This window comes from Thiocapsa bogorovii (assembly GCF_021228795.1).
In the GTDB taxonomy this organism is placed as follows: Bacteria; Pseudomonadota; Gammaproteobacteria; order Chromatiales; family Chromatiaceae; genus Thiocapsa; species Thiocapsa bogorovii.
Map to the genome: position 1 here is coordinate 5,453,966 of NZ_CP089309.1, position 19,406 is coordinate 5,473,371.

General features: G+C 67.1%; 21 protein-coding genes and 1 tRNA gene. 20 read left to right on the top strand and 2 right to left on the bottom strand.

Annotation, left to right across the window (positions count from 1 at the left end; translation table 11 throughout):
• Nucleotides 1-17 precede the first annotated feature (17 nt).
• Entirely contained in the window at nt 18-692 is a 675-nt protein-coding gene (locus LT988_RS24255; RefSeq protein ID WP_232408076.1) for a rhodanese-like domain-containing protein, read from the top strand.
• Between the two features lie 127 nt (nt 693-819).
• A tRNA-Leu gene (locus tag LT988_RS24260) sits at nt 820-904 on the top strand.
• 19 nt (nt 905-923) lie between these two features.
• Here LT988_RS24260 and LT988_RS24265 read toward each other — a convergent pair.
• A complete protein-coding gene (locus LT988_RS24265; RefSeq protein WP_232408077.1) occupies nt 924-2,030 on the bottom strand; it encodes a tyrosine-type recombinase/integrase in 1,107 nt (368 codons plus the stop codon).
• Nucleotides 2,031-2,936: 906 nt separating this feature from the next.
• Between LT988_RS24265 and LT988_RS24270 the strand changes: the two genes are divergently transcribed.
• The 17 genes from LT988_RS24270 to LT988_RS24350 all read left to right on the top strand — a co-directional run bounded on the left by LT988_RS24270 (nt 2,937) and on the right by LT988_RS24350 (nt 17,047).
• Nucleotides 2,937-3,221 (top strand): hypothetical protein, encoded by a 285-nt coding sequence (locus LT988_RS24270; RefSeq protein WP_232408078.1) that lies wholly within the window; start codon nt 2,937-2,939, stop codon nt 3,219-3,221.
• Nucleotides 3,222-4,156: 935 nt separating this feature from the next.
• Nucleotides 4,157-4,927: a DsbC family protein gene (locus LT988_RS24275; RefSeq protein WP_232408079.1), complete on the top strand. Its 771-nt coding sequence runs from the start codon at nt 4,157-4,159 to the stop codon at nt 4,925-4,927.
• Complete coding sequence (locus LT988_RS24280; RefSeq protein ID WP_007191254.1) at nt 4,924-5,169, top strand: hypothetical protein; 246 nt, start codon at nt 4,924-4,926, stop codon at nt 5,167-5,169. Before LT988_RS24275 ends, LT988_RS24280 begins: the two co-directional genes overlap by 4 nt.
• Before the next feature lie 9 nt (nt 5,170-5,178).
• A complete protein-coding gene (locus tag LT988_RS24285) occupies nt 5,179-5,583 on the top strand; it encodes a TraV family lipoprotein (RefSeq protein WP_232408080.1) in 405 nt (134 codons plus the stop codon).
• An 86-nt stretch (nt 5,584-5,669) separates the two neighbouring features.
• On the top strand, nt 5,670-6,002 hold the full coding sequence (gene traA, locus LT988_RS24290) for a TraA family conjugative transfer protein (RefSeq protein WP_232408081.1): 333 nt from the start codon (nt 5,670-5,672) through the stop codon (nt 6,000-6,002).
• A gap of 129 nt (nt 6,003-6,131) precedes the next feature.
• Nucleotides 6,132-7,004 carry a hypothetical protein gene (locus LT988_RS24295; RefSeq protein WP_232408082.1) on the top strand — a complete coding sequence of 291 codons (873 nt, stop codon included), beginning with the start codon at nt 6,132-6,134 and terminating at the stop codon, nt 7,002-7,004.
• The gene (locus LT988_RS24300) at nt 7,001-7,162 is read left to right on the top strand and encodes an RRXRR domain-containing protein (protein WP_232408083.1); all 162 of its coding nucleotides are present in this window, start codon (nt 7,001-7,003) and stop codon (nt 7,160-7,162) included. Before LT988_RS24295 ends, LT988_RS24300 begins: the two co-directional genes overlap by 4 nt.
• A complete protein-coding gene (gene traC, locus LT988_RS24305; RefSeq protein ID WP_232408084.1) occupies nt 7,159-9,573 on the top strand; it encodes a type IV secretion system protein TraC in 2,415 nt (804 codons plus the stop codon). The genes LT988_RS24300 and traC overlap by 4 nt, the downstream gene beginning before the upstream one ends.
• Nucleotides 9,563-9,895 (top strand): hypothetical protein, encoded by a 333-nt coding sequence (locus LT988_RS24310; RefSeq protein WP_232408085.1) that lies wholly within the window; start codon nt 9,563-9,565, stop codon nt 9,893-9,895. Before traC ends, LT988_RS24310 begins: the two co-directional genes overlap by 11 nt.
• The gene (lepB, locus tag LT988_RS24315; protein WP_232408086.1) at nt 9,892-10,422 is read left to right on the top strand and encodes a signal peptidase I; all 531 of its coding nucleotides are present in this window, start codon (nt 9,892-9,894) and stop codon (nt 10,420-10,422) included. Before LT988_RS24310 ends, lepB begins: the two co-directional genes overlap by 4 nt.
• The gene (locus LT988_RS24320) at nt 10,409-11,605 is read left to right on the top strand and encodes a TrbC family F-type conjugative pilus assembly protein (protein WP_232408087.1); all 1,197 of its coding nucleotides are present in this window, start codon (nt 10,409-10,411) and stop codon (nt 11,603-11,605) included. The genes lepB and LT988_RS24320 overlap by 14 nt, the downstream gene beginning before the upstream one ends.
• Nucleotides 11,602-12,624, top strand: a complete 1,023-nt coding sequence (locus tag LT988_RS24325) for a TraU family protein (protein ID WP_232408088.1) — start codon at nt 11,602-11,604, stop codon at nt 12,622-12,624. Before LT988_RS24320 ends, LT988_RS24325 begins: the two co-directional genes overlap by 4 nt.
• A complete protein-coding gene (gene traN / locus LT988_RS24330; protein ID WP_232408089.1) occupies nt 12,611-15,370 on the top strand; it encodes a conjugal transfer protein TraN in 2,760 nt (919 codons plus the stop codon). Before LT988_RS24325 ends, traN begins: the two co-directional genes overlap by 14 nt.
• Before the next feature lie 69 nt (nt 15,371-15,439).
• A complete protein-coding gene (locus tag LT988_RS24335; protein ID WP_232408090.1) occupies nt 15,440-15,709 on the top strand; it encodes a type II toxin-antitoxin system TacA family antitoxin in 270 nt (89 codons plus the stop codon).
• Nucleotides 15,706-16,230, top strand: a complete 525-nt coding sequence (locus LT988_RS24340; RefSeq protein WP_232408091.1) for a GNAT family N-acetyltransferase — start codon at nt 15,706-15,708, stop codon at nt 16,228-16,230. The genes LT988_RS24335 and LT988_RS24340 overlap by 4 nt, the downstream gene beginning before the upstream one ends.
• A complete protein-coding gene (locus tag LT988_RS24345; protein ID WP_232408092.1) occupies nt 16,227-16,640 on the top strand; it encodes a phosphodiester glycosidase family protein in 414 nt (137 codons plus the stop codon). Before LT988_RS24340 ends, LT988_RS24345 begins: the two co-directional genes overlap by 4 nt.
• Before the next feature lie 5 nt (nt 16,641-16,645).
• Complete coding sequence (locus LT988_RS24350; RefSeq protein ID WP_232408093.1) at nt 16,646-17,047, top strand: phosphodiester glycosidase family protein; 402 nt, start codon at nt 16,646-16,648, stop codon at nt 17,045-17,047.
• A gap of 642 nt (nt 17,048-17,689) precedes the next feature.
• Here the strand turns inward: LT988_RS24350 and chrA are convergent.
• Nucleotides 17,690-18,922: a chromate efflux transporter gene (gene chrA / locus LT988_RS24355; RefSeq protein ID WP_232408094.1), complete on the bottom strand. Its 1,233-nt coding sequence runs from the start codon at nt 18,920-18,922 to the stop codon at nt 17,690-17,692.
• Nucleotides 18,923-19,147: 225 nt separating this feature from the next.
• On the opposite strand from chrA, the gene LT988_RS24360 reads away from it, so the two are divergent.
• A complete protein-coding gene (locus LT988_RS24360; protein ID WP_232408095.1) occupies nt 19,148-19,306 on the top strand; it encodes an MAPEG family protein in 159 nt (52 codons plus the stop codon).
• Nucleotides 19,307-19,406 lie beyond the last annotated feature (100 nt).

A 19,406-nucleotide genomic window follows, 5' to 3' on the forward strand; every position in this document is an offset into this window, starting at 1 on the left:
GAACAAGGAGACCAACGATGCCGAAACAGACCACCACAACGATGCTCTTGATCGTCCTCGCGAGCACCCTAGCTGGCTCCGTGCTCGCTGCCGACAATCGGATCTCGGCCGACCTCGAGAGCGTGGATGTCATCCACAACGGCCAAACCGTGACCATTCAGCGCGGGCATGACCGTGACGCAACACTTCCCGCGATGTTCCAAAAGACCGATCGCGGCTGCCCGCCCTTCTGCGTCCAGCCCATCGTCGCCCTTCCCGGCATCGGTACCATCGGCGAATTGGAAGTTTTGGACTATTTGCGCCGCAAGTCCCAAGGTGACGACAGCATCCTGGTCGTCGACTCGCGTACACCCGATTGGGTCATGCGCGGGACGATCCCGGGCGCGATCAACATTCCCTGGAACAGGATCAGCTCAGATGCCGCCGGGACCTTCGAAACGCCCGAGCAAGCGGATGCCTTCCGGCAGATCCTTGCGGACGAGTTCGACGGCACCTACGACGCCGAAAGCGATTCGTGGGATTTCACCGACGCGAAGACCCTCGTGCTCTTCTGCAACGGCCTTTGGTGCGGACAGTCCACCGAAAACATCAAGACCCTCGTCGATCTCGGCTACCCACTTCATAAGCTCAAGTGGTATCGCGGCGGCATGCAGGATTGGGTCAGTGTCGGCCTGACAACCGTCAAGCCCTGATCGATAATGCCGGTTGGCTCTTGAGGAGCCGATCGGCAACATCTCGCGGTGAGGCGCCCTCCGGGCGCCTTTCTTCGTCTCGTCCAAAACTAACCCTTTCCTCGGATCCGCAGTAGAATAGCGGCGCGCGCGGGTGGCGGAACTGGTAGACGCACTGGATTTAGGTTCCAGCGGAGCAATCCGTGGGGGTTCGAGTCCCCCCTCGCGCACCAATACTTTCAAAGGCTTGGGTCATCCGATCCGCGCCAATTCGGTAGCTTCGTCCGGAGCGTGACTAAAACGTGACATATCGAGCCTGCCGACGGTCGTCCTGAGATTTTCCGGGGCGAGGTGGGCGTAACGTTCGGTCATCATGATCGTGCTGTGTCCCAACAGATCCCGGATCTCGGCGAGCGGTGCACCACCGGTCACCAGCCAAGCCGCGCAAGTGTGGCGTAGGTCATGGAAGGTAAAGTCGGCAAGGTTTGCCGCCCGGCAGGCGGAGTAGAAAGCACCGCGAATATCCTTCGCCTGATGGCCGTCACGATACGCAAACACCCACTGGCTGTCGGGGCAATGCTCGGCGCGAAACCGAGCACGGCGCAGAATCGCCGCGCGTGCGGTTTCGCACAGTGGGACGCTGCGTCGCTTACCCGACTTGGTATGGCGTCCTTCAAGGTGGATCAGATTCTGCTTGAGATCCACGCGGGCCCAATCGAGACCGAGCAATTCCCCTCGCCGACATCCCGTATAAAGAGCAACCGTGATGAGATCCGCCATGAACGGGGCTCGCGGGGCTCTCCCTGCAGCCGCGATCAAGGCAACCGACTCCTCGCGGGTAATCCAGCGCACCCGCCCCTCCGGTTCGGCCAGCTTGCGACCCGCGACGGGATTCGGCAGCATCCACTCAAGCTCGACGTTGGCGTACCCGATCGCCGCCGACAGTAGCGCCAAGTCCCGATTGATCGTCGTGTCGCTGACTCCCTGCTCCCGTCTGCGCTCCACATACCCGCGCACATCCGCCGGTCCGAGCTCCTGCATGATTCTGCCGCTGAAGTGCCCGCGCAACGCGATCACGCGATACTTGTCCGTCTCGGCGCTGCGCTTGTGCCTGGCCGTTGCGTTCAGATAGACGACCATCAACTCTTCGAAGCTGCGCTTGGGTTGTTCGCCCCATTGTCGCTGGCGGTGAGTTTCGAGCTTCCATTTCGCAAGGAGTGCGTCGGCTTCCTGCCGGTCGCTCGTTCCAGTAGAGCATCTAACTCGCTGGCCGCTCGCGTCGGTGTAGGACGCCCACCACTTCTGGGAGTCGGAGCGACGATAGAGGCCATCTTGGTCTTGCTTACGCTTTCTAGGCATGTGCTTCTCTCCCGCACAGCCTGCCCCGCGCGGTTTGGATTATTACTCGGAGCGTTCTCCCCGTCTACGAACTGCCGCAGGCTGGCCGCACTGACCCGCACCGCACGGCCGATCCTGATGCGCGAAAGCACGCAGTTCGGGTCGTCGAGAAGTCGGCGCACGGTGCGCGGGCTCACCGACAGCGCCAGGGCGGCGTCCTGGAGTGTGAGGGCAAGGGGTTCTTTCATTGGGTCGATGTCCTTGATGTATCGGAGCTGTCGCGATCGCCGCCGCATACTGCAGGAGCGCAGCCTGTGCACCCGGTGGCCTTTGATGGTTTGGTTCTCAGCGCAAAGATCGCTCTTTCGAGATATATACTTTGGTTTTCGCTGTTTGTTGTCAAGAAAAAACATAATAACGCGAGACAAAATCGCTCGACTCATAAGCACATAACATGAAGTAATGTATGTTTTATCGATCATAGATATCTATAAAAAATTATTTTTATTATTCTTCTTGCCGTTCTTTCAAGAGAAGCAGAAGTTTTCACAGACCGTGATTTCGCTCTAAAGAGATTGCTATCCTCGCTTTAAAGTAACCCTTCCTCAGTTATCTCTTCTGGATGCGCAGCGTTCGTAGATCACGTGTGACGATCGAGCATCTGGGCGGCCATCGTCTGAACTATGCGGTTTCCGACTCCGGTTAGACGCCCAATCTGCTGGGTAGGCTGATGTTTGGCCTCGCCTAAGGGGTGCCGCCCGAGTGCATCTGCGTCCTCGCCTTCAACAAATCCGCCACCCGTGCCTTTGCTCCAGACCAAGGCGCCGCCAGCGACGGCGAAGGCCCCGATGTTCTGCACCTCCCGTGATCCACGTCGGCGGCTGGCCCGGCGGCCCGGATATCACAGACAACGATTCGGAGCCCGGAATGAACAGCACCATCGGAGGAAACCTCCGTTACCTGAGCAGGCGACCCGGTCGGACCCGGGCGGAGATGGCCAAGCGTGCCGGGGCCTCGCAAGCCTGGGTCTGCCGCATCGCTCGCACTCTGGATGTCGAGGTCATGGAACTGCTGCAACGCCGCGCCGAGCAGACGCGCGATTGGGCCTTGAGTCGGCGGAGACTGACGCTCGCTCAACGGCTGGTGCTGCTCGCGCTGGTTGAGTATGCCGACGAACGGGGAGAGCAGTGTCTCGCCCCCTCGGTCTCCTGAAACGGATAACGGAGCTCAGCCGCCGCGGCATCATTAAGGCCCTGGGCAGGCCCGATGGCACCCTGATCGAGCGCGCGAGAGGCGAACCCGGACGAGCGACTCACTACCGGCTTCTGTTGTCCGCGCAGAAGGATCAAGGGTGCCTGGAATCGGGAACACCAGTTCCCGGGCGAGGGCAGGAAACCGGAGTCTCAGGGAACCCTGTACACAGCGCAGGGGAACCCAGTGCCCTATCCGGAGTAGGGAACACCGTGCCCATGGGTAGGGAACCCGGTTCCGTCCCCAGGGAACCCGGTTCCGTCGGTAGGGAACCGAGTTCTCTTTGATAGGGAACACAGTTCCCCCTAACCGGTATATTAACCGTCATAGAACCGTCAGTAAGTCGACGTCGTCGCGCGCGACCCCCGCTTTTCGCACGACACCCCGAAAGGGTCCACGATCCGGCGCGCCCGATTCCGCCCGACCGGGGATCCCGGCGCGCGTCGCCTCCCGGTCCGACACCGGAGCGAACTGCGCGCGTCGGGACGCCACCGTCATCCAGCGCCTGCAGACGCTTCGGCACGCGGACAAGACCCCGACTCGACCGCTTGGCATCCGCCACTCGCACAACGCACACGCCACCCTCCCCGGATCCACCGCGCACGATCGCGCACGGTCTCGCCGGGGCCGTCCGGCCCCCGGGCATTCTTCGACCGGCGGAGGTTCCGCCCTGCCCTGTCCGGCGCTTAGCCACCTCGAGCACAGGTTATCCACACGACCGACCACAGGGATTGTGAACAAAAAGGCCGGCGGCGCTTTGACGACCTCCCCGCTGCGCCGTCTGCGCAACGGCCGACACACCTGCGAGTAAAGCCGCGTTTTCGATCGCTTAGCGCCATCGCCGTCACGCCCGTCGGCCGGCACTCTGTCCGCACCTTCACCGACCGGGCAGCGGCATGCGACAGAACCTCGATTCACCCTTCGACGAGACACCCGGGCGTATTGCCCGACACCTCGCTGCCTCGCTGGCCGCCCTCGGGCTGGCGGCGGCGTCGTCGCTCGCGAACCCCGGCATGGCCGAGCCGTTGCCGAGGGCCTCGATCGCGCGCATGGCCCAGCTGCCGTCCGGCGGGCTGCAGGCGGTGGAGACCACCGACGGGGAGCTGCTGTTCTTCTCCGAGAACGGACGCTACGTGCTGCGCGGCAGTGCCGTGGATCTCTGGCACGGGGCCAAGCTCACCGCGTTCGATCAGACCCAACGCCTCGCCGGGCGCATCGATCTGGCGCGACTGAAGCTCGACGTGGCCGATCTGGGGGCGATCGACTTCGGCGAAGGCCCTGAGGTGGTGGTGTTCGTCGATCCCTTCTGCCCCCACTGCAGCGCACTCTACGCCGACCTGGCGCCGCTGCGCGCGACCTATCGCTTCCGGCTCGTCCCGATTCCGGTTCTGGGCGAGCCCTCGCAGCGCGCCGTGCTCGCGCTGGCGTGCCTGTCCGGATCCGCTCCCGAGCAGGCGCGCGACGCGCTGCTCGGCGGGCTGACGGCGGATCTCACGGAGCCCGCGGCGGGATGCGGCGAGTCGGTTGCCCAACGCACCCTGATCGCGGCCCAAATCCTCGGGATTCGCGGGACGCCGTTCCTGATCGCGCCGGACGGGCGCCTGCATCAAGGCCGCCCCGCCGACCTGGCAGCCTGGCTCGCCGCAGTCGAGGAGCGCGGCGAATGATCCATGCCACACCCCTGCTGCTGTGCGCAGCCCTGCTCGGGGGTTGCGCCTCGGGCAACCCCGAATACGCCTGTCCCGGCTATCCGGGCAAACCGCTCTGTCTGCCGCCGAGCGCCGTCTACAGCCTCAGCGACGGGGCCGGGCCACCGCCCGCGTCCGTCGCACGCGCCCTGCCGATCGAAACCGAAAGCGGGTTTGCAGCCGGGTCCGGTTGGGCGTGGACCACACGCCTGCGCGATTAGGAGACCGCCATGACCTCACGCCTCACGCTGCCGCTCATGCTCTCGGCGCTCGCCGCCCTGAGCGGCTGTGCCACCCGAGCGCCCGTCCCGGAACCGGTGGCGGCCAAAGACCAACGCCCCGCCGAGTATCAACCCAAACGCGCCGCCGCCTCGGCGATGCAGGCCTGGATCGCCCCCTGGGAGGATGCGACCGGCGATCTGTATCCGCCTTCCACGGTGTACATCGAGGTGCTGCGCGAGCACTGGCACTACGACGGCACTGCGCACGGGCGCTTGACCGTGCTGCGGCCGTTGCAGGTGCAGCCGCGATCGCCCGCGCCGAGCGGTCCGCCGGTCATGCCCCCGGATGCTGTCGGGGCGGATCCGGCACACGCACCGGTGCACCTGCCGCGGGAGCAGAAGCGCGGCGCCTGAACACCGTGGTCCGGCGCAGGCCGGACGATCGGCCCCCTCGAACCCGCGCGCGACGCGCGGTCATCAACCCTTCGGAGAAGCGCTTCATGTTGTCCCCGCCCCCGTTGTCCGGCCGCGACCGCCGGACCCTCCTGTTCACGGGCATCGCCGCGACGCTCGTTGTCGTGGCGATCTCCGCGACCGCCACGGCCGGAACCACCGGCACCGAGTTCTCGGCCCTCTACACCCTGCTCACCGGCTGGATGAGCGGTTCTCTGGGTCGTGTGGTGGCCGTGATCTTCATCATCATCGGCGTCATCGCCGGTGCCGCACGCCAGTCGATCATGGGCTTCGTCCTGGGGATCGCCGCCGGTGTGGGCATGTTCCTGGCCCCGGCGATCGTCGACGGCGTCGTCACCGCCACCCTGCCCGTCCTCTGATCGGAGTCTTCCGATCGCCCGGACCCCGACCATCGGGTCCATTGCCGGGTCCCGACCACGGGACCCTTTCCACGCGAGGTCTTCATGGTCGGATTCGACAGGCGCGCCATTGCCGGCGTGGCTCTCCTCATGGCGGTCTCGGTCGCGCACGCCGAGGTCGCTCCGCGGCTTCCCGAATCTCTGATCGGCGCGTTGCCCGGCGTCGGCGATCTCGTTGTTTATCCGCGCTCGGGCGAGGTCCACGTCTGCCGGCGCATCCCCCCGCGCGCTCCGGCCTGCACGAGCGCACGGCAGGTCATCGACGGTGCGCTCGCCAACCACGACGCCTGGCTCACCCGTACCGCCGATCTGCTCTATCCGAACGATCCGGACATCGCGGTGCTCGATCGCGCCATCGCCCTCGCGCCGGATCGCGCGGACGGTCTTTTCCTCGTCGCCTATCGACTGGCACGGCACCGCGTCGCCGGCGTTGGGTCTCGGTCCCGGACGCTCGTCGTCACCCGCTGTGCGCCGATCCGGGATTCCGACGTCGGATCCGAACCGACGGCGCTCTGCAGCGAAGCGGAATATCCCGTTGAACCGTCCGACGACGCGCAGACGACAGACGCGCACGCACGCGACGGTACCGGTCGCCTCGCCGTCGCCACGACCGCGCACGGCGTGGCCATCCTGCTCCCCGATGTTGGCGCGCTCTTCACGGCCGACGCGGTCGACCCGCTCGCCTGGGGCGCGGCGCACATCCGACGTCACACGCAGCCGGTGTTCGAACCGGCCTCCGCAACCGCGACCGAGCAGGCCAGCGAAGCGCACACCGCCGTCTTCGGACTGCATGCGGCCGAGCGCGGCGACGCGCTGATCGTCACGCGCGAAGCCCGGCTCGTCGCGCGCGGCGCACGCCTGGTATCGCACGGCATGTTGAATCCCGACCCGTGGGCCTCCGACCCGATGATCCGGGTCGAGGAGATCGTGCTGTTCGACCCGAACGAGAAGAGAACGCCATGAGCCGATCCCGCACCGCCCCGGTCCAAGTGCGCTCGCCCTCCGGCAAACCCTTGAGCGACTGCGCCCGCCGCCGCGCCCGGGAGATGGTCCGCCGCGGCCGCGCGACCTGGATCTCGACGCAGCCCCCGATCATCCAACTGACCGAGAAGCTCTCATGACGAACCTGCGTCGATTCACCGGCTCGCGCGCCAACGCGCTCTTCCCGACCCTGGCCTACGACCCGGACAGCCATCTGTTTCTGCTCGACGACCAGTCGCTCGCCTTCGGCTATCTGTGCGAGCCCTTGTCCGCCGCCGATCAGTCCAACGCCGACCGCCTGCTGGTGCTCGGCAATCTCGACTGGCCGCCCGAGACCCTGCTGCAGGTCGCGCTCTGGACCTCGCCGGATGTCGAGGAGACCGTCGCCCGCATAGAAGGACTGCGCATCGAGACCGCCACCGCGCTGTTGCGCGAATCCACGCGCCGCACCGCCGCCTATCTGCGCGCCGGTAGCACCGCCCCGCTCTCCCCGTCCGGGGATCTGCGTCTGCGCGAGCTGCAGGTGCTGGTCACCGCCAAGCTGCCGCTCGCCGCCCCGCAGCCGAGCGCCCACGAGCTGCGCGATGCCCGGGAGTTGCAGGCGACCGCCCTGCAGGTGCTGGTCACCGCCGGGATGCGCCCGACGAGCCTCACGGCCGATCGCCACGTGCGGATTATGACGACCCTGCTCAACTGGGGACCGCAGGCGGGGTGGCGCGACCGCATCACGCCCGAGTGCGATGCCCGGCGTCCGGTGCGCGATCAGTATCTGGACTACGACGTCGGCATCGACGTCGACGCCAAGGGGATCACGCTCGGGGAGCAGCGCATCCAGACCTTCTCGGTCAAGCGCTTTCCCGATCGGGCCGGCTTCGGGCTGGCCGCGCGCTTCCTCGGAGATTCCTTCTCGGGCTCGCGCGGAGTGCGCCACAATGCGCTGATCACCCTGAACCTGCATTTCCCGGACCCCGAGGCGACCCGGGTGAATCTCACCTCGCGCGCGCAATGGGCGGCCCATCAGGTCAGCGGCAATCTTTCGCACTACATGCCGAGGCTCGCCCACAACAAGCGCGATTTCGACGCCTTGTTCGCCCGGCTGGATCACGGCGACCGGCCGCTGCAGGCGTACTTGGGGATCGTGCTTTTCACCGCCCCGGAGGAGGCCGCCGGTGCGGCCTCGAATCTGCGCACCTATTGGCGCGAGCTCGGTTTTCAGATCCTGACCGACCGCTTCTTTGTGCTGCCGCTCTTCCTCAACTGTCTGCCGTTCGGGGCCGATCGCGGGGCGATCCGCACCAGCTTTCGCTACCGCACCCTCTCCGCCGCCCATGCCGTCGCGCTCATGCCGGTCTTCGGCGACTGGAAGGGCACCGGCACCCCGGTGCTCAACCTGATCGGGCGCACCGGTCAGCTCGTGGATCTGAGCCTCTTCGACTCGGCGACCAACTACAACGCCGTGATCGCCGCCTCCTCGGGCTCGGGCAAGTCGTTTCTCGCCAACGAGCTGCTCTCGACCAACCTGAGTGTCGGCGGGCGCTGTTGGGTGATCGACGTCGGGCGCAGCTACGCCAACCTCTGCGAATCACTCGGCGGGCAGTTCGTCGCCTTCACCGCCGACTCGGACATCGTGCTGAATCCCTTCGAGCTGCTGCACACGTGGGAAGAAGACGCCGACGTGATCGCTGCCATGGTCACGGCGATGGCGGCCCCGACCGAGCCGCTCGGCGACTACCGCACCGCCGGGCTGAAGCGCGCCCTGCGCGAGCTGTGGGACACCCACGGCACGGCGATGAACGTCGATCTGATCGCCGCCGCCATGCTCGCCTGCCCCGACGAGCGCCTGCAGGACGTCGGCGTGCAGCTCTACCCCTTCACCTCGCGCGGGGAATACGGACGCTGGTTCCACGGGCGCAACACCATGGACTTCAGCGCGGATCTGGTGGTGCTCGAGCTCGAAGAGCTCAAAGGACGCAAACACCTCCAGCAGGTCATCCTGCTGCAGCTCATCTTCCAGATCCAGCAGGCGATGTACCTGGGCGAGCGTTCTCGCCAAAAGCTGGTGCTGATCGACGAGGCCTGGGATCTGCTCACCCAAGGCGATGTCGCGACCTTCATCGAGCACGGCTACCGGCGCTTTCGCAAGTACAACGGGGCCGCGATCACCGTCACCCAGTCCCTTGCCGACCTCTACGCCAACCCCACCGGGCGGGCGATCGCCGACAACAGCGCCCACACCCTGCTGCTCGCCCAGCCCGGCCATGCCATCGATCGGCTCAAGGCCGATCACCGTCTGCCGATGACCGCCGCGGGCGCGGAGATGCTCAAGACCGTGCACACCGTTCCCGGTGCCTACTCCGAGATCATGACCTTGACAGACAGCGGCGCGGGAATCGGTCGGCTGATGGTGGACCCCTTCCGGCAACTGCTCTACTCCACCAAGCCCGCGGACGTGGCGGCGATCCGGCGTCTGCGCGAGCGCGGCATGAGCGTCGAGCAGGCGATCAACCGCTTGCTTGCGGGGGCCGAGACGGAGGCGTCCGATGCCGCCTGAGACCCTGCCCGCTCCGGCGGGAAAGACCGACGGCATCCTGTTGCTCGCGGTGATCCCGTTCTTGGCCCTCGCCGGCGGTTACCTCGGTGCCGAGATCGCGTCCCGGCCGCTGCGCGAGGCCATCGCCACCCGCCCGCCGGTGCTGATCGTCGATGTTGCCGCCGCCCTGGAGGGGATCGCGCCGGAGGCGGTGGGCGAGGCGATTGCGGACCTCAGGACAACCGCCGTGCGTCTCGCCGACGGGGGCGTTCTGGTCTTGGACGCCCAGGCCGTGCTGGCGGCACCGCAGGACGCCTATGTGTTGTCGGGGAAGCAGCCATGAGCGCACGCACGGACATTGCCGCTTCACCCGAGGCTCGCCTGGCGCGCACCATCCGACACGGTCTGCCGGTGCTGCTCGTCGTGCTGGCCTTGATGCTGTATCTCGGGACGCGCTATCGCATCGCCATCAACGATCAGGTCGACAAGTGCTTGCCGCCCTATACGGTCTTTCTCGTGGATCGCCACGACAGTGCCCTCGAGCGCGACGGCCTCTACGCCTTCCCCGCCGGCGAGCGCATGGCGCCGTTCTTTCCGATTCAGATGCAGGTCATCAAGCGGGTTGTCGGATTGCCCGGAGACACCGTCGCCGTCACTGAACAGTCTACTCGGGTCGACGGCCGAACGGTCGGCGAAGGACTGGATCTGGCCGGCACGCCCGGCAGGCCCGTGGCGACGTTCGTTCGCGAGGTCGTGGTCCCCGCCGATGCGCTCTGGATCATGGGTGCCACCCGCGACAGCTTCGACTCGCGCTACTGGGGGCCGCTGCCCCGTCATCAGATTATCGGGCGGGCCTATGCAGTGTTCTGACCTTCGCTACCCTGCCCTGCTGGCTTTATCGTTTCAGCTCGTCTCGACGGCCTCCGTTCAGGCGAGCGAGCGCTCTGACCTGCGGGCGCTTCGCGACCAGGCCGGAGCCGTCCAAGAGGCGGTCTCCGGCACGACGCTCCCGGACTGGTTGCGGGCGGGCTCCGGAGCGTCGGCGCGCGCGGGCGAGACCCTCGGCACGGCCGAGCGCGAACGGCTGCACCGACTGACCACCGCGCAAGTGCCCGCCCTCCCCGACGCGCAAGCGACCGCGACCGCAACCCCGACGCAGACGATCACGCTCCTGGTCTCGCGCGCCTTGGGTGCGGCTGCCCTGCGCGATATCTTCGCCACGGCGGCCCGACCCGACATGCGGGTCGTCTTTCGCGGTGTGGGCGAAGGCGAACCGCTGATCGACTTCATGCGCGGGATCCACGCGGAGCTTGAAGGGCTCGATCCGATGCCCGCGGTCGCGCTCGATCCGACACCCTTTCGCGAAGCCGGCGCCGAGGCCGTCCCGCTGATGATCCTGTCCGGACCCGACGGGGAAATTGCACGGGTGGCCGGCCTGTCGGATCCCGCCTGGCTGCAGGCGCAGGTGGCGGCCGGTCGGACCGGGGATCTCGGCGTGCGCGGCCCGGTCGAGGCGATCTCGGAGGCGGACATGCTCGAGGAGATCGCGCGCCGGGTCGCCGCGCTCGATCTCGCTGCACTGCGCGAGCAGGCACTCGCGCGCTACTGGACGCGCGCGGTCTTCGAACATCTGCCGACCGCGCGGGAGCCCCGCACGCGGGTGATCGATCCCGTGATCGAGGCCAAGGCCGACATCGCCCTGCCGGACGGCACCCTGCTGGTGCGCTCCGGCGAGCAGCTCAATCCGCTCGATCGTCTGGCCTTCGGGCTGCGTCTGGTGGTGTTCGATCCGACCGAGCCGGCCCACGTCCGCACGGCCCGTGCTCTGGGAGCCAGTGCCGGGGCGCTGCGCCCGGTGTATCTGGCGACCCGTTTGAATCGCGAGGCCGGCTGGGAGGGCTTTCGTGCGCTCGAGGATGCCCTGGACGAGACGGTCTATCTGCTGACCCCGGACCTGCGCGAACGCTTCGCCCTGGAGCGCGTGCCGGCGAGCGTCGAGGCCGCGGGGCGTGTCTTCCTGGTGCGCGAGCATCCGCCGGAGGAACCCCGATGAAGGCACCCACCCTGCCCCGCCTCGCCGGACTGCTCGCGGTTGTCCTCGCCCTGTCGCAGTCCCCGGTTCGGGCCGCCGACCCCGCCTGCCCGGACGCCGAGCTGTTCTCGGGCAAGCTGATCACCGATGTCTGCTGGGCCTGTTTGTTTCCGATCCGCATCGCCGGCATGCCCCTGTTCGGCGGCGCCGCACCGGCGGGTGCGGCCTCCGTCCCCTTCTGTGCCTGCAACGACGGTCTCGGCGTGCCGCATCCGGGCTTCACCGTCGGGATGTGGGAGCCCGCACGGCTGATCGAGCTGGTCCATGCCCCGCGCTGCGCCCCGGCCTTGGGCGGAATTCGCCTGCCGCTCGGCAGTCGCCGTCTGCTCGGCACCGCGGGACAAGCCGAATACGACGCGAGCGACACGGCCTTCTACAACTTTCATTGGTACGCCTTCCCGCTCCTGATCCTGCTGGATCTGTTCTGGGACGACCGCTGCAACCCGGACGGCTACGTCGATCTGGACCTGCTCTATCTCTCCGAGCTGGATCCGACCTGGAACCACGACGAGCTGGCCTTCTTCACCAACCCGGAGGCCGCCTGGCTCGCCAATCCGGTCGCCCTGGCCGCCTGCCTGGCCGATGCCGCCGCGTCCACCGCGGGCACCCCGATCGATGCGCTCTTCTGGTGTGCCGGGACCTGGGGCAATCTCTACCCCTTCACCGGTCGCGGGCCGACCGTCGGCTCGCGGGCCCGCGAAACCAGTCTGGCCTCGGCCCGGTCGCTGGCGGCCCTGCATCGGCGCGGACTCGCGCGTCGCACGATGGGCAACGACGCGCTGTGCGGCGCACCGCTCGCGCCCTTCCTCCCGAAGAGCCAGTACAAGCTCTCGATGTTCTACCCCCTGCCCGAGACGCAGCGCGCCCACGTGATCGGCGAAAGCCCGCTGACCTGGGGGGAATGGCGCAACATCCCCGCCCTCGGGGAGGACCATCTCTATCTGCTGTGGCGCTGGAACGACTGCTGTGCGACCTTCTGAGCGGTATCCCCTCCCGGTTCGGGTCCTGACCGGCCTCCTCTGCATCGCCCTGGCATGGACCCCGTGGGCGTTGGTCTGGGGCGACGACTTCGCCGACGCCATCGACGCCGGCAAGGAAACGGGACGCGCGGCGGCCGGCGCGCTGACGGTGCCGGCGCTCTCCGGCGAGACACTGACGCTGCCGGGCGGGGATCTGCGTCTCGACGCCCTCTTCCCCGGCGCCGCCGGGGGCGACTCGGCGAACTTCTCCGGGCTCTACGGCAATGACCACGGCACCCTGATCCAAGGCCAACAGGCCCAAGGTGCGCTGCTCTCCGAGGGCTCGGCGACCGGCGAGGCCTATCGCACCCTGCGCGGCTCGGTCGAGCGCTCCAGTCCCGACGTGCGCATCGACCCGCTGTGGGTGCAGACCGACGACGTGCTCGACAACTTCGAGGCCATCGCCGAGACCTTCGGCCATTGCGAGACCGAGACGACCTTCGAGAACGGGACCCGCGAGGTCCACATCCCGGACCTGCGCACCTGCGATCGGTTGACCCCGCAAGGCGGGTCCTGCTCCTGGTATCACGATTACGAACTGCCCGCGCCGGACAGCCTCGTCACCGTGACGGGCAGTGCTGCACTCGAAGACTGCGGACCCGGCTGCAAGCGGGTCGTGCTTGCGCGCGCTGGGTCCTGGCATGGATCCGCGGTGCTGGCCCTGCAGACGCCGTTGAACGGCGGCTTCGGGGTGAGCGATCCGTCGCGCGTGACGGATATTCGGGTGACCCTTGCCTTCGAGGACCGACCGGCGCAGCCCGAACCCGAGGAAGGATTTTTCTTCGAGCGCTATCAAGGGCGGTATACGGCGACCTTCCCGGGCGTGAACCGCGTGCAGAGCACCGCGTTCGGCTATTCGGCGCAGCCGATGACGCAGGCGCTGCGCAACGGGGGCGATTTCACCCTGCGCCACGGCCATGTCTGGACCTTCGACGACGGCACCCTGCCCGAGCCGGGCTGCGCCTGGTGCATTCCGCAGGTCTACGACGCCGCCTGGACCGGCGGGATCCGACTCGAGGTGGAGATCCGCTACGTCTCCCGGCCGCTGCGCAGTCTCTGGGGCGCAAACGACGGCTGCTACGACCTGCTCGAGACCCTCGGCAGCGACTTCTGCAGCGGGAGTGTCGAGTGCTTGGGCTCGCCCCCGCTCGCCGCCGACGGCTGCTACGAGAACGCCGACGTGCGCATCTGCCCGGACGCCATGGCGGCCCCGCCCGTGGCCGGTCAAAACCCCTTCTGTACGCAGATCAAGGTCACCGCGAGCTGCTCGGGCTTCAACCAAGGGCCGATGCCATGCTGGACCGATCCGCAGGGGCAGCTGCAGTGTCCCTACAACGACGGCGATCAACCCTCCGACTGTATCGCCCTGGAGGCCGATCCCGCCTGCGGCTTCATCAAGTCCGAGTGTGTGGAGGGGGCCGTCGACAACCGTGGAACCTGTTTTCTGTTCGAGGAGACCTGGGACTGCGGCACCGCGCGCACCATCCCGGTTCTGGAGCGCAACCGCACCCTGGACTGTGCCGGTCCGGTGCGCTGCCTCGGCACCGACTGCGCGGAATTTCCCGAGGAGCAATCCGCGGACTTCGCCAAGGCGGTCGGGGCCTTGCAGACGGTGCAGATGGCGGTCTCGGACATGCAGTGCACGCCGGGCGGGACCTGTCGGGTGTTCTCGGGCAGCGCCCATCAATGCAAGCGCGCGGTCGGGGAGATCGTGAACTGCTGCACGCGTCCCCAAGGCGTGTCGCTGGCGGATTACATCAGTCTGATCTTCGCACTCGGGAAGATCGATGCCGCGATCATGGGGCTCGACAAAGGAGCGGCGATCCGCGGCTCGTGGGAGACGCTGCGCCAACCCGTCACCGCCACCTGGAGCGCGGTCAAGGAGTCGTTCACCAGCGTGGCCAACAGCTTCACCGGCAAGACCGCGGCGTCCGCCACCGATGCCGCGGCCGAGGTCGGCCTGAGCGCCGTCAAACAAGCCCTGCTGAAGCAGACCGCGGAATGGGCCGCACAGCTCTTCGGCGATGCCGCGGTGAATGCGCTGTTCTCGACCACGAGCGGTGGAGTGGCGGTCAGCGGGGGCGCGGTGGCGGAAGGCTCGGTGTTGCAGCTCGGCGGCGGCACGGCCTGGCTCGGCACGGCCATGGCTTGGGCCATGTATGCCTACATGATCTACACGGTCGTGATGATCCTGATCCGAATCATCTGGACCTGCGAGCAGAGCGAGTTCGAGCTGGGTGCCAAACGCGAGCTGCGCGCCTGTCATCGCGTCGGATCCTACTGCAAAAAGGAGGTGCTGACCTGGTGCGTGGAGAAGCGCGAGAGCTATTGCTGCTTCAACACCTCGCTCGCACGGATCCTGAACCAGCAGATCCGCCCGCAACTCGGGCGCGACTGGGGCGAGGCGCAATCACCGGAGTGCTCCGGGATCGACATCCGGGATTTTGCACGGGTTGATTGGAATCAGGTCAATCTCGACGAGTGGCTGGCGATCCTCTACGAGACCGGGCACTTCCCGACCCCGGAGACCCTCACCGTCGAGGACCTGACCGGCGGGGGCAGCCCCTTGGCCGTGCATGCCGTCGGACGGGCGGATGCGACGACGCGCGCCGTGCAACGCAGCGACGGACTCGACAGCGAAGAGGTCCGCAAAGATGTCGAGTCCGAGCTGTGGCGCGGGACGCTTCCGGCTCTGCCGGCCGAGTAGGCGGGACTCTTGACATGTATTGCAGAGCGCTATACGTTTTCCGGCATCATGATCGATCCGAGGATGCCGATGACCAGCCCGTCGACCACTCTCATGGTCCGTCTCGACGCCGTCAGCAAGGACAGCGTTGCGCGGGCGGCGAAGCTGCGCCACGTCAGTATCAGCGATTACGTGCGCACGGTCGTCGTCGCGCAGGCGCAACGCGAGCTGAGCGCCGCGGAGCAGCGCGTCATCGCCCTGACCGCCGACGAGCAGCTCGCCTTTTGGCAAGCACTCGACGAGCCGGCTCGGCTCACCGAGGCGCAGCACGCACTCGGTGCCTTGATGCGGGGCGAATGAACGCTGTCCGTTTCCCGGACGGCTACCGTCTGGAGGCCCTTCGCAAGAGCCACCCGCGCGCGGCGTTCCGCTGCGGCCAAGCTCAGGTCGACGACTGGCTCGCCACCAAGGCGCTGCAGAATCAGGACAAGCGCCTGTCTGCAACGAAGGCGCTGATCGCGGCAGCGGGCGACATTGCCGGGTTCTATACGCTCGCAACCGCTCAGGTCGACTTCTCCGACCTGCCCCCGGAGCTCATCCGACACCTGCCCCGCCGGGATCTACCGGTGGCGGTATTGGCCTGGCTCGGCGTCGACGTAGGTCACCGCGGTCTGGGTCTCGGACACCGCCTGCTCGCGCAGGCGCTCGTGGATTGTCACCTGGCGAGCCGAATCTTCCCGGTCGTGGCGGTCATCCTCGACTGCATCGACGAGCCGGCCAAGGCGTTCTATCGGCGCTGGGACTTCCGCGAGCTGCCGGGATACCGGCAACGCCTCTATCTGAGTTGGAAGCAACTCGACGCCATGATGCAGGATCAATGAAAGGCCGGTCGTTCAACGCCCGTCCAGCGTGGCCGCGCATTCTCCTCCTGGCCCTTCTGCTGCCGGCTTCGAACGCGCTCGCCGCGGACTGGACGCCTGCCGGGGAGTCGCAGCGGCAGGACATCGGCGCGGACCTCGCCTACGCCAAGCGCACCGCGGCGCGCCCGTCCGACGGCAAACAAGTCAGCGCACACATCGCCTTCTTCACCTCGCGAGCGTTCCGCTTGGAGGTCATCGATCTAGGGGCCGGCCCCGAGCCGGCATACCCGACACTGGAGTCCGCCTTCCGCAGCGGGGGCTGCGTGGCCGGGGTCAACGGCGGCTTCTTCCATCCCGATCGCCAGCCGTCCGGGCTCGTGATTCCCAAAGGACGACGGATCAATCGCTTCGAGAGACCGCAAAACTCCTGAGCGGCGTGATCGACAGCGACGAGCGCGGCATCCACCTCGCCCGGCGTGGCCGGTTCCGAGATCACCCGCACATCGCCGCCTTGTTGCAGACCGGGCCCTATCTCGTGGAAAACGCACGCCCGGTGCGGGGCCTGTCGGCCACCGATCCGCGGCGGCGTACCTTCATCGCTACGGATTGGCGCGGACACTGGGTCATCGGTACGACCACAAGCAGTCTCACCCTCGCCGAGCGCGGCGAAATGCTCGCTTTCCCCGACGTCCCGACGCCTTGGCGGGTGGATCGCGCCATCAACCTCGACGACGGATCCTCGAGCGGATTCTTCTTCGAGCGCGGCGCCGACCGGGTTCCCGTGACCCTGCAACCCTGGAAACGCGTGCGGAACCTGCTCGGAATCTACCCGCGTTGAACCGTGCCGAGGGCGCCGATACCGATTGGTCAGCACCCCCCTGTGAAGGCGGATTCCGGAAAGCGACATCGGCGTCGGCACGCTGAGACCCCAAAGGGCAGGAGCCGGCGATGCCATCACCGGCGTCCGGCGGTAAGCCGACTGTTGCCACGAGTCTGCTCGACTCGGTGGACGCGGTCTGCTGGCAGTCGAGTCGCCGGTATTCGTGTCCCCTCCGCCCCATTATGTAGAGCGCTACATAATGGGGCGGAAGAGTCATTTGGCTGGCTCGGCTTATTGGCAGGAGTGGGTCGTCAGTACGCGCCTGGGCTAAGCGCCTTCGGTGACAGCTACGCGCGTTTACCTGTCTGTCGCCTCGCCGGGATCGGCGACGGTTGGGCCACACAGGCGGCCACTGCGGCATGAACGCACAAAAAAGCCCGCCAGGCAGCCGGCGCGAAACCTACCAGCTGGCACGGGGCGACGGAGGAAGGCACGGGGCTCCAGGATGCCATCGAAGGACTGGACCAATCCCCGTGGCAGGGCTTGGCGGACTTCGAGGCCCTGTCCGGGCGCAACGCGCACCAGACCTATCTTGAGCGGGAAGCGGCGGCGTTCGAGTAAGCGACCGCAAACCGGGGAGACCATCACGGCCGGCGACGCTCAGACGGGCTGGGAGACGAGGCCGAGCGCCACCGCGGCGAGAAGCGTGACCACGACCACCAGCCAGGGCGGCGCCTTCCATGCCGTGAGCAGGATGAAGGCGGTCAACGCGACGGCGAAATCCGAGGGCGACGACACCGCGCCGGTCCACACCGGCTGGTAGAGCGCTGCACCCAAGATACCGACGACCGCGGCGTTGGTGCCGGCCATGGCGGCGCGGGCACCTTCGTAGTGACGCAGCCTGTCCCAGAACGGCAGCACGCCCATCAATAAGAGCATGCCCGGCAGAAAGATGCCGAGTAAGGCAATGGCCGCGCCAAGGATCCCGTTCGATCCAGGCTCCGCGATCGCACCGAGGTAGACGGCAAAGGTAAACAGCGGACCGGGCACGGCCTGCGCCGCGCCGTAGCCGGCGAGGAAGGCGTCGGCGCTCACCCAGCCGGGCTCGACCAGCCGCATCTCAAGCAGGGGCAGGACCACGTGCCCGCCGCCGAAGACCAGGGCGCCGGCCCGATAGAAGACCTCGAACAGCGCGAGCTCCGGCAGGGACCACAAGGCGGCGATCGCGGGCAGTCCGAGCAATAACAGCAAGAACAATGCGAGGAGCACCATCCCGGCGCGCCGGGAGATCGAAACGGGCAGGTGCCCGGCAGCATTCCGATCGACCCGGCGACACCGGAGAGTCCCCGCGACTGCCCCGGCGCCGATCGCGGCGATCTGTCCGAACGCGGTCGGAACGAACACGACGACCAGCACGGCGGCGAGCGCGATCGTCGCCCGTTCCCGGTCGGGCGCCAGCGTGCGCGCCATTCCCCAGACCGCCTGGGCGACGATCGCCACCGCCACCAGCTTGAGACCATGGATCACGTCCTGCCCGATCGGGCCACCGAAGGCATCGGCACCGAACGCGAACGCCAGCAGCAACACGGCCGACGGCAGCGTAAACGCCGCCCAAGCCAGCAGCGCGCCGGCCAAGCCGCCGCGCAAGTACCCCAGCGCGAAGCCGACCTGGCTGCTCGCCGGCCCCGGCAGGAACTGACACAGCGCGATCAGGTCCGCATAGGCCGCCTCGGTCAGCCAGCGCCGGCGCACCACCAGCTCGTCGCGAAAGTAGCCGAGGTGAGCGATCGGACCGCCGAAGGAGGTCAGCCCGAGCTTGAGAAAGGCGCGGAAGACCTCGCCCAGGCCACCGGTCCCTTCTTCTTGTTGCTGATCGATCTGGTCCGTGGCCATGGGCTGAGCCCCGATCCGATAGGGTTTGATGTGGTGGCCGGCCACGCTCGCACATGGTCGCAACGCCGTGGTCAATGGCTGACGGTGCTTCGTCCTGCCACCTCCGCCGGAGGATCCGGCACGGAGCAAACATGCCGTTCAGCGCAAAATATCGCCGCTACGGGCAACCGGACCGGCTCTCCCGTCGTTCAATAACCGGTAGGCAATGAACGTGAGGACTCCAACGTGACAACAACAATATATGCGTCGCTTTCGGAATTCCTGATCGTCTGGCTATCTCTAAATGTGATCAAGGTGAGGCGGACAAAGCAAGTAAGCGTAGGTGATGGCGGCGATGCTGAATTGAAGACTGCGATGGCAGCGCAGTCGAATGCGCTGGAATAGCAGCCCCGACCCTTGGCTCGTGCCGAAAGCGGACTTGCCCGTGCATTCTTGTCCAAGCCGTAGCCCTTCTGCCAAACGCGGCCGCCAGGGCCGAGCCCAG

Coding starts and splice junctions, on each gene's coding strand:
- LT988_RS24255 (WP_232408076.1), top strand. CDS start 18: ATGCCGAAACAGACCACCACAACGATGCTCTTGATCGTCCTCGCGAGC.
- LT988_RS24265 (WP_232408077.1), bottom strand. CDS start 2,030: ATGCCTAGAAAGCGTAAGCAAGACCAAGATGGCCTCTATCGTCGCTCC.
- LT988_RS24270 (WP_232408078.1), top strand. CDS start 2,937: ATGAACAGCACCATCGGAGGAAACCTCCGTTACCTGAGCAGGCGACCC.
- LT988_RS24275 (WP_232408079.1), top strand. CDS start 4,157: ATGCGACAGAACCTCGATTCACCCTTCGACGAGACACCCGGGCGTATT.
- LT988_RS24280 (WP_007191254.1), top strand. CDS start 4,924: ATGATCCATGCCACACCCCTGCTGCTGTGCGCAGCCCTGCTCGGGGGT.
- LT988_RS24285 (WP_232408080.1), top strand. CDS start 5,179: ATGACCTCACGCCTCACGCTGCCGCTCATGCTCTCGGCGCTCGCCGCC.
- traA (WP_232408081.1), top strand. CDS start 5,670: ATGTTGTCCCCGCCCCCGTTGTCCGGCCGCGACCGCCGGACCCTCCTG.
- LT988_RS24295 (WP_232408082.1), top strand. CDS start 6,132: ATGGCGGTCTCGGTCGCGCACGCCGAGGTCGCTCCGCGGCTTCCCGAA.
- LT988_RS24300 (WP_232408083.1), top strand. CDS start 7,001: ATGAGCCGATCCCGCACCGCCCCGGTCCAAGTGCGCTCGCCCTCCGGC.
- traC (WP_232408084.1), top strand. CDS start 7,159: ATGACGAACCTGCGTCGATTCACCGGCTCGCGCGCCAACGCGCTCTTC.
- LT988_RS24310 (WP_232408085.1), top strand. CDS start 9,563: ATGCCGCCTGAGACCCTGCCCGCTCCGGCGGGAAAGACCGACGGCATC.
- lepB (WP_232408086.1), top strand. CDS start 9,892: ATGAGCGCACGCACGGACATTGCCGCTTCACCCGAGGCTCGCCTGGCG.
- LT988_RS24320 (WP_232408087.1), top strand. CDS start 10,409: ATGCAGTGTTCTGACCTTCGCTACCCTGCCCTGCTGGCTTTATCGTTT.
- LT988_RS24325 (WP_232408088.1), top strand. CDS start 11,602: ATGAAGGCACCCACCCTGCCCCGCCTCGCCGGACTGCTCGCGGTTGTC.
- LT988_RS24335 (WP_232408090.1), top strand. CDS start 15,440: ATGACCAGCCCGTCGACCACTCTCATGGTCCGTCTCGACGCCGTCAGC.
- LT988_RS24340 (WP_232408091.1), top strand. CDS start 15,706: ATGAACGCTGTCCGTTTCCCGGACGGCTACCGTCTGGAGGCCCTTCGC.
- LT988_RS24345 (WP_232408092.1), top strand. CDS start 16,227: ATGAAAGGCCGGTCGTTCAACGCCCGTCCAGCGTGGCCGCGCATTCTC.
- chrA (WP_232408094.1), bottom strand. CDS start 18,922: ATGGCCACGGACCAGATCGATCAGCAACAAGAAGAAGGGACCGGTGGC.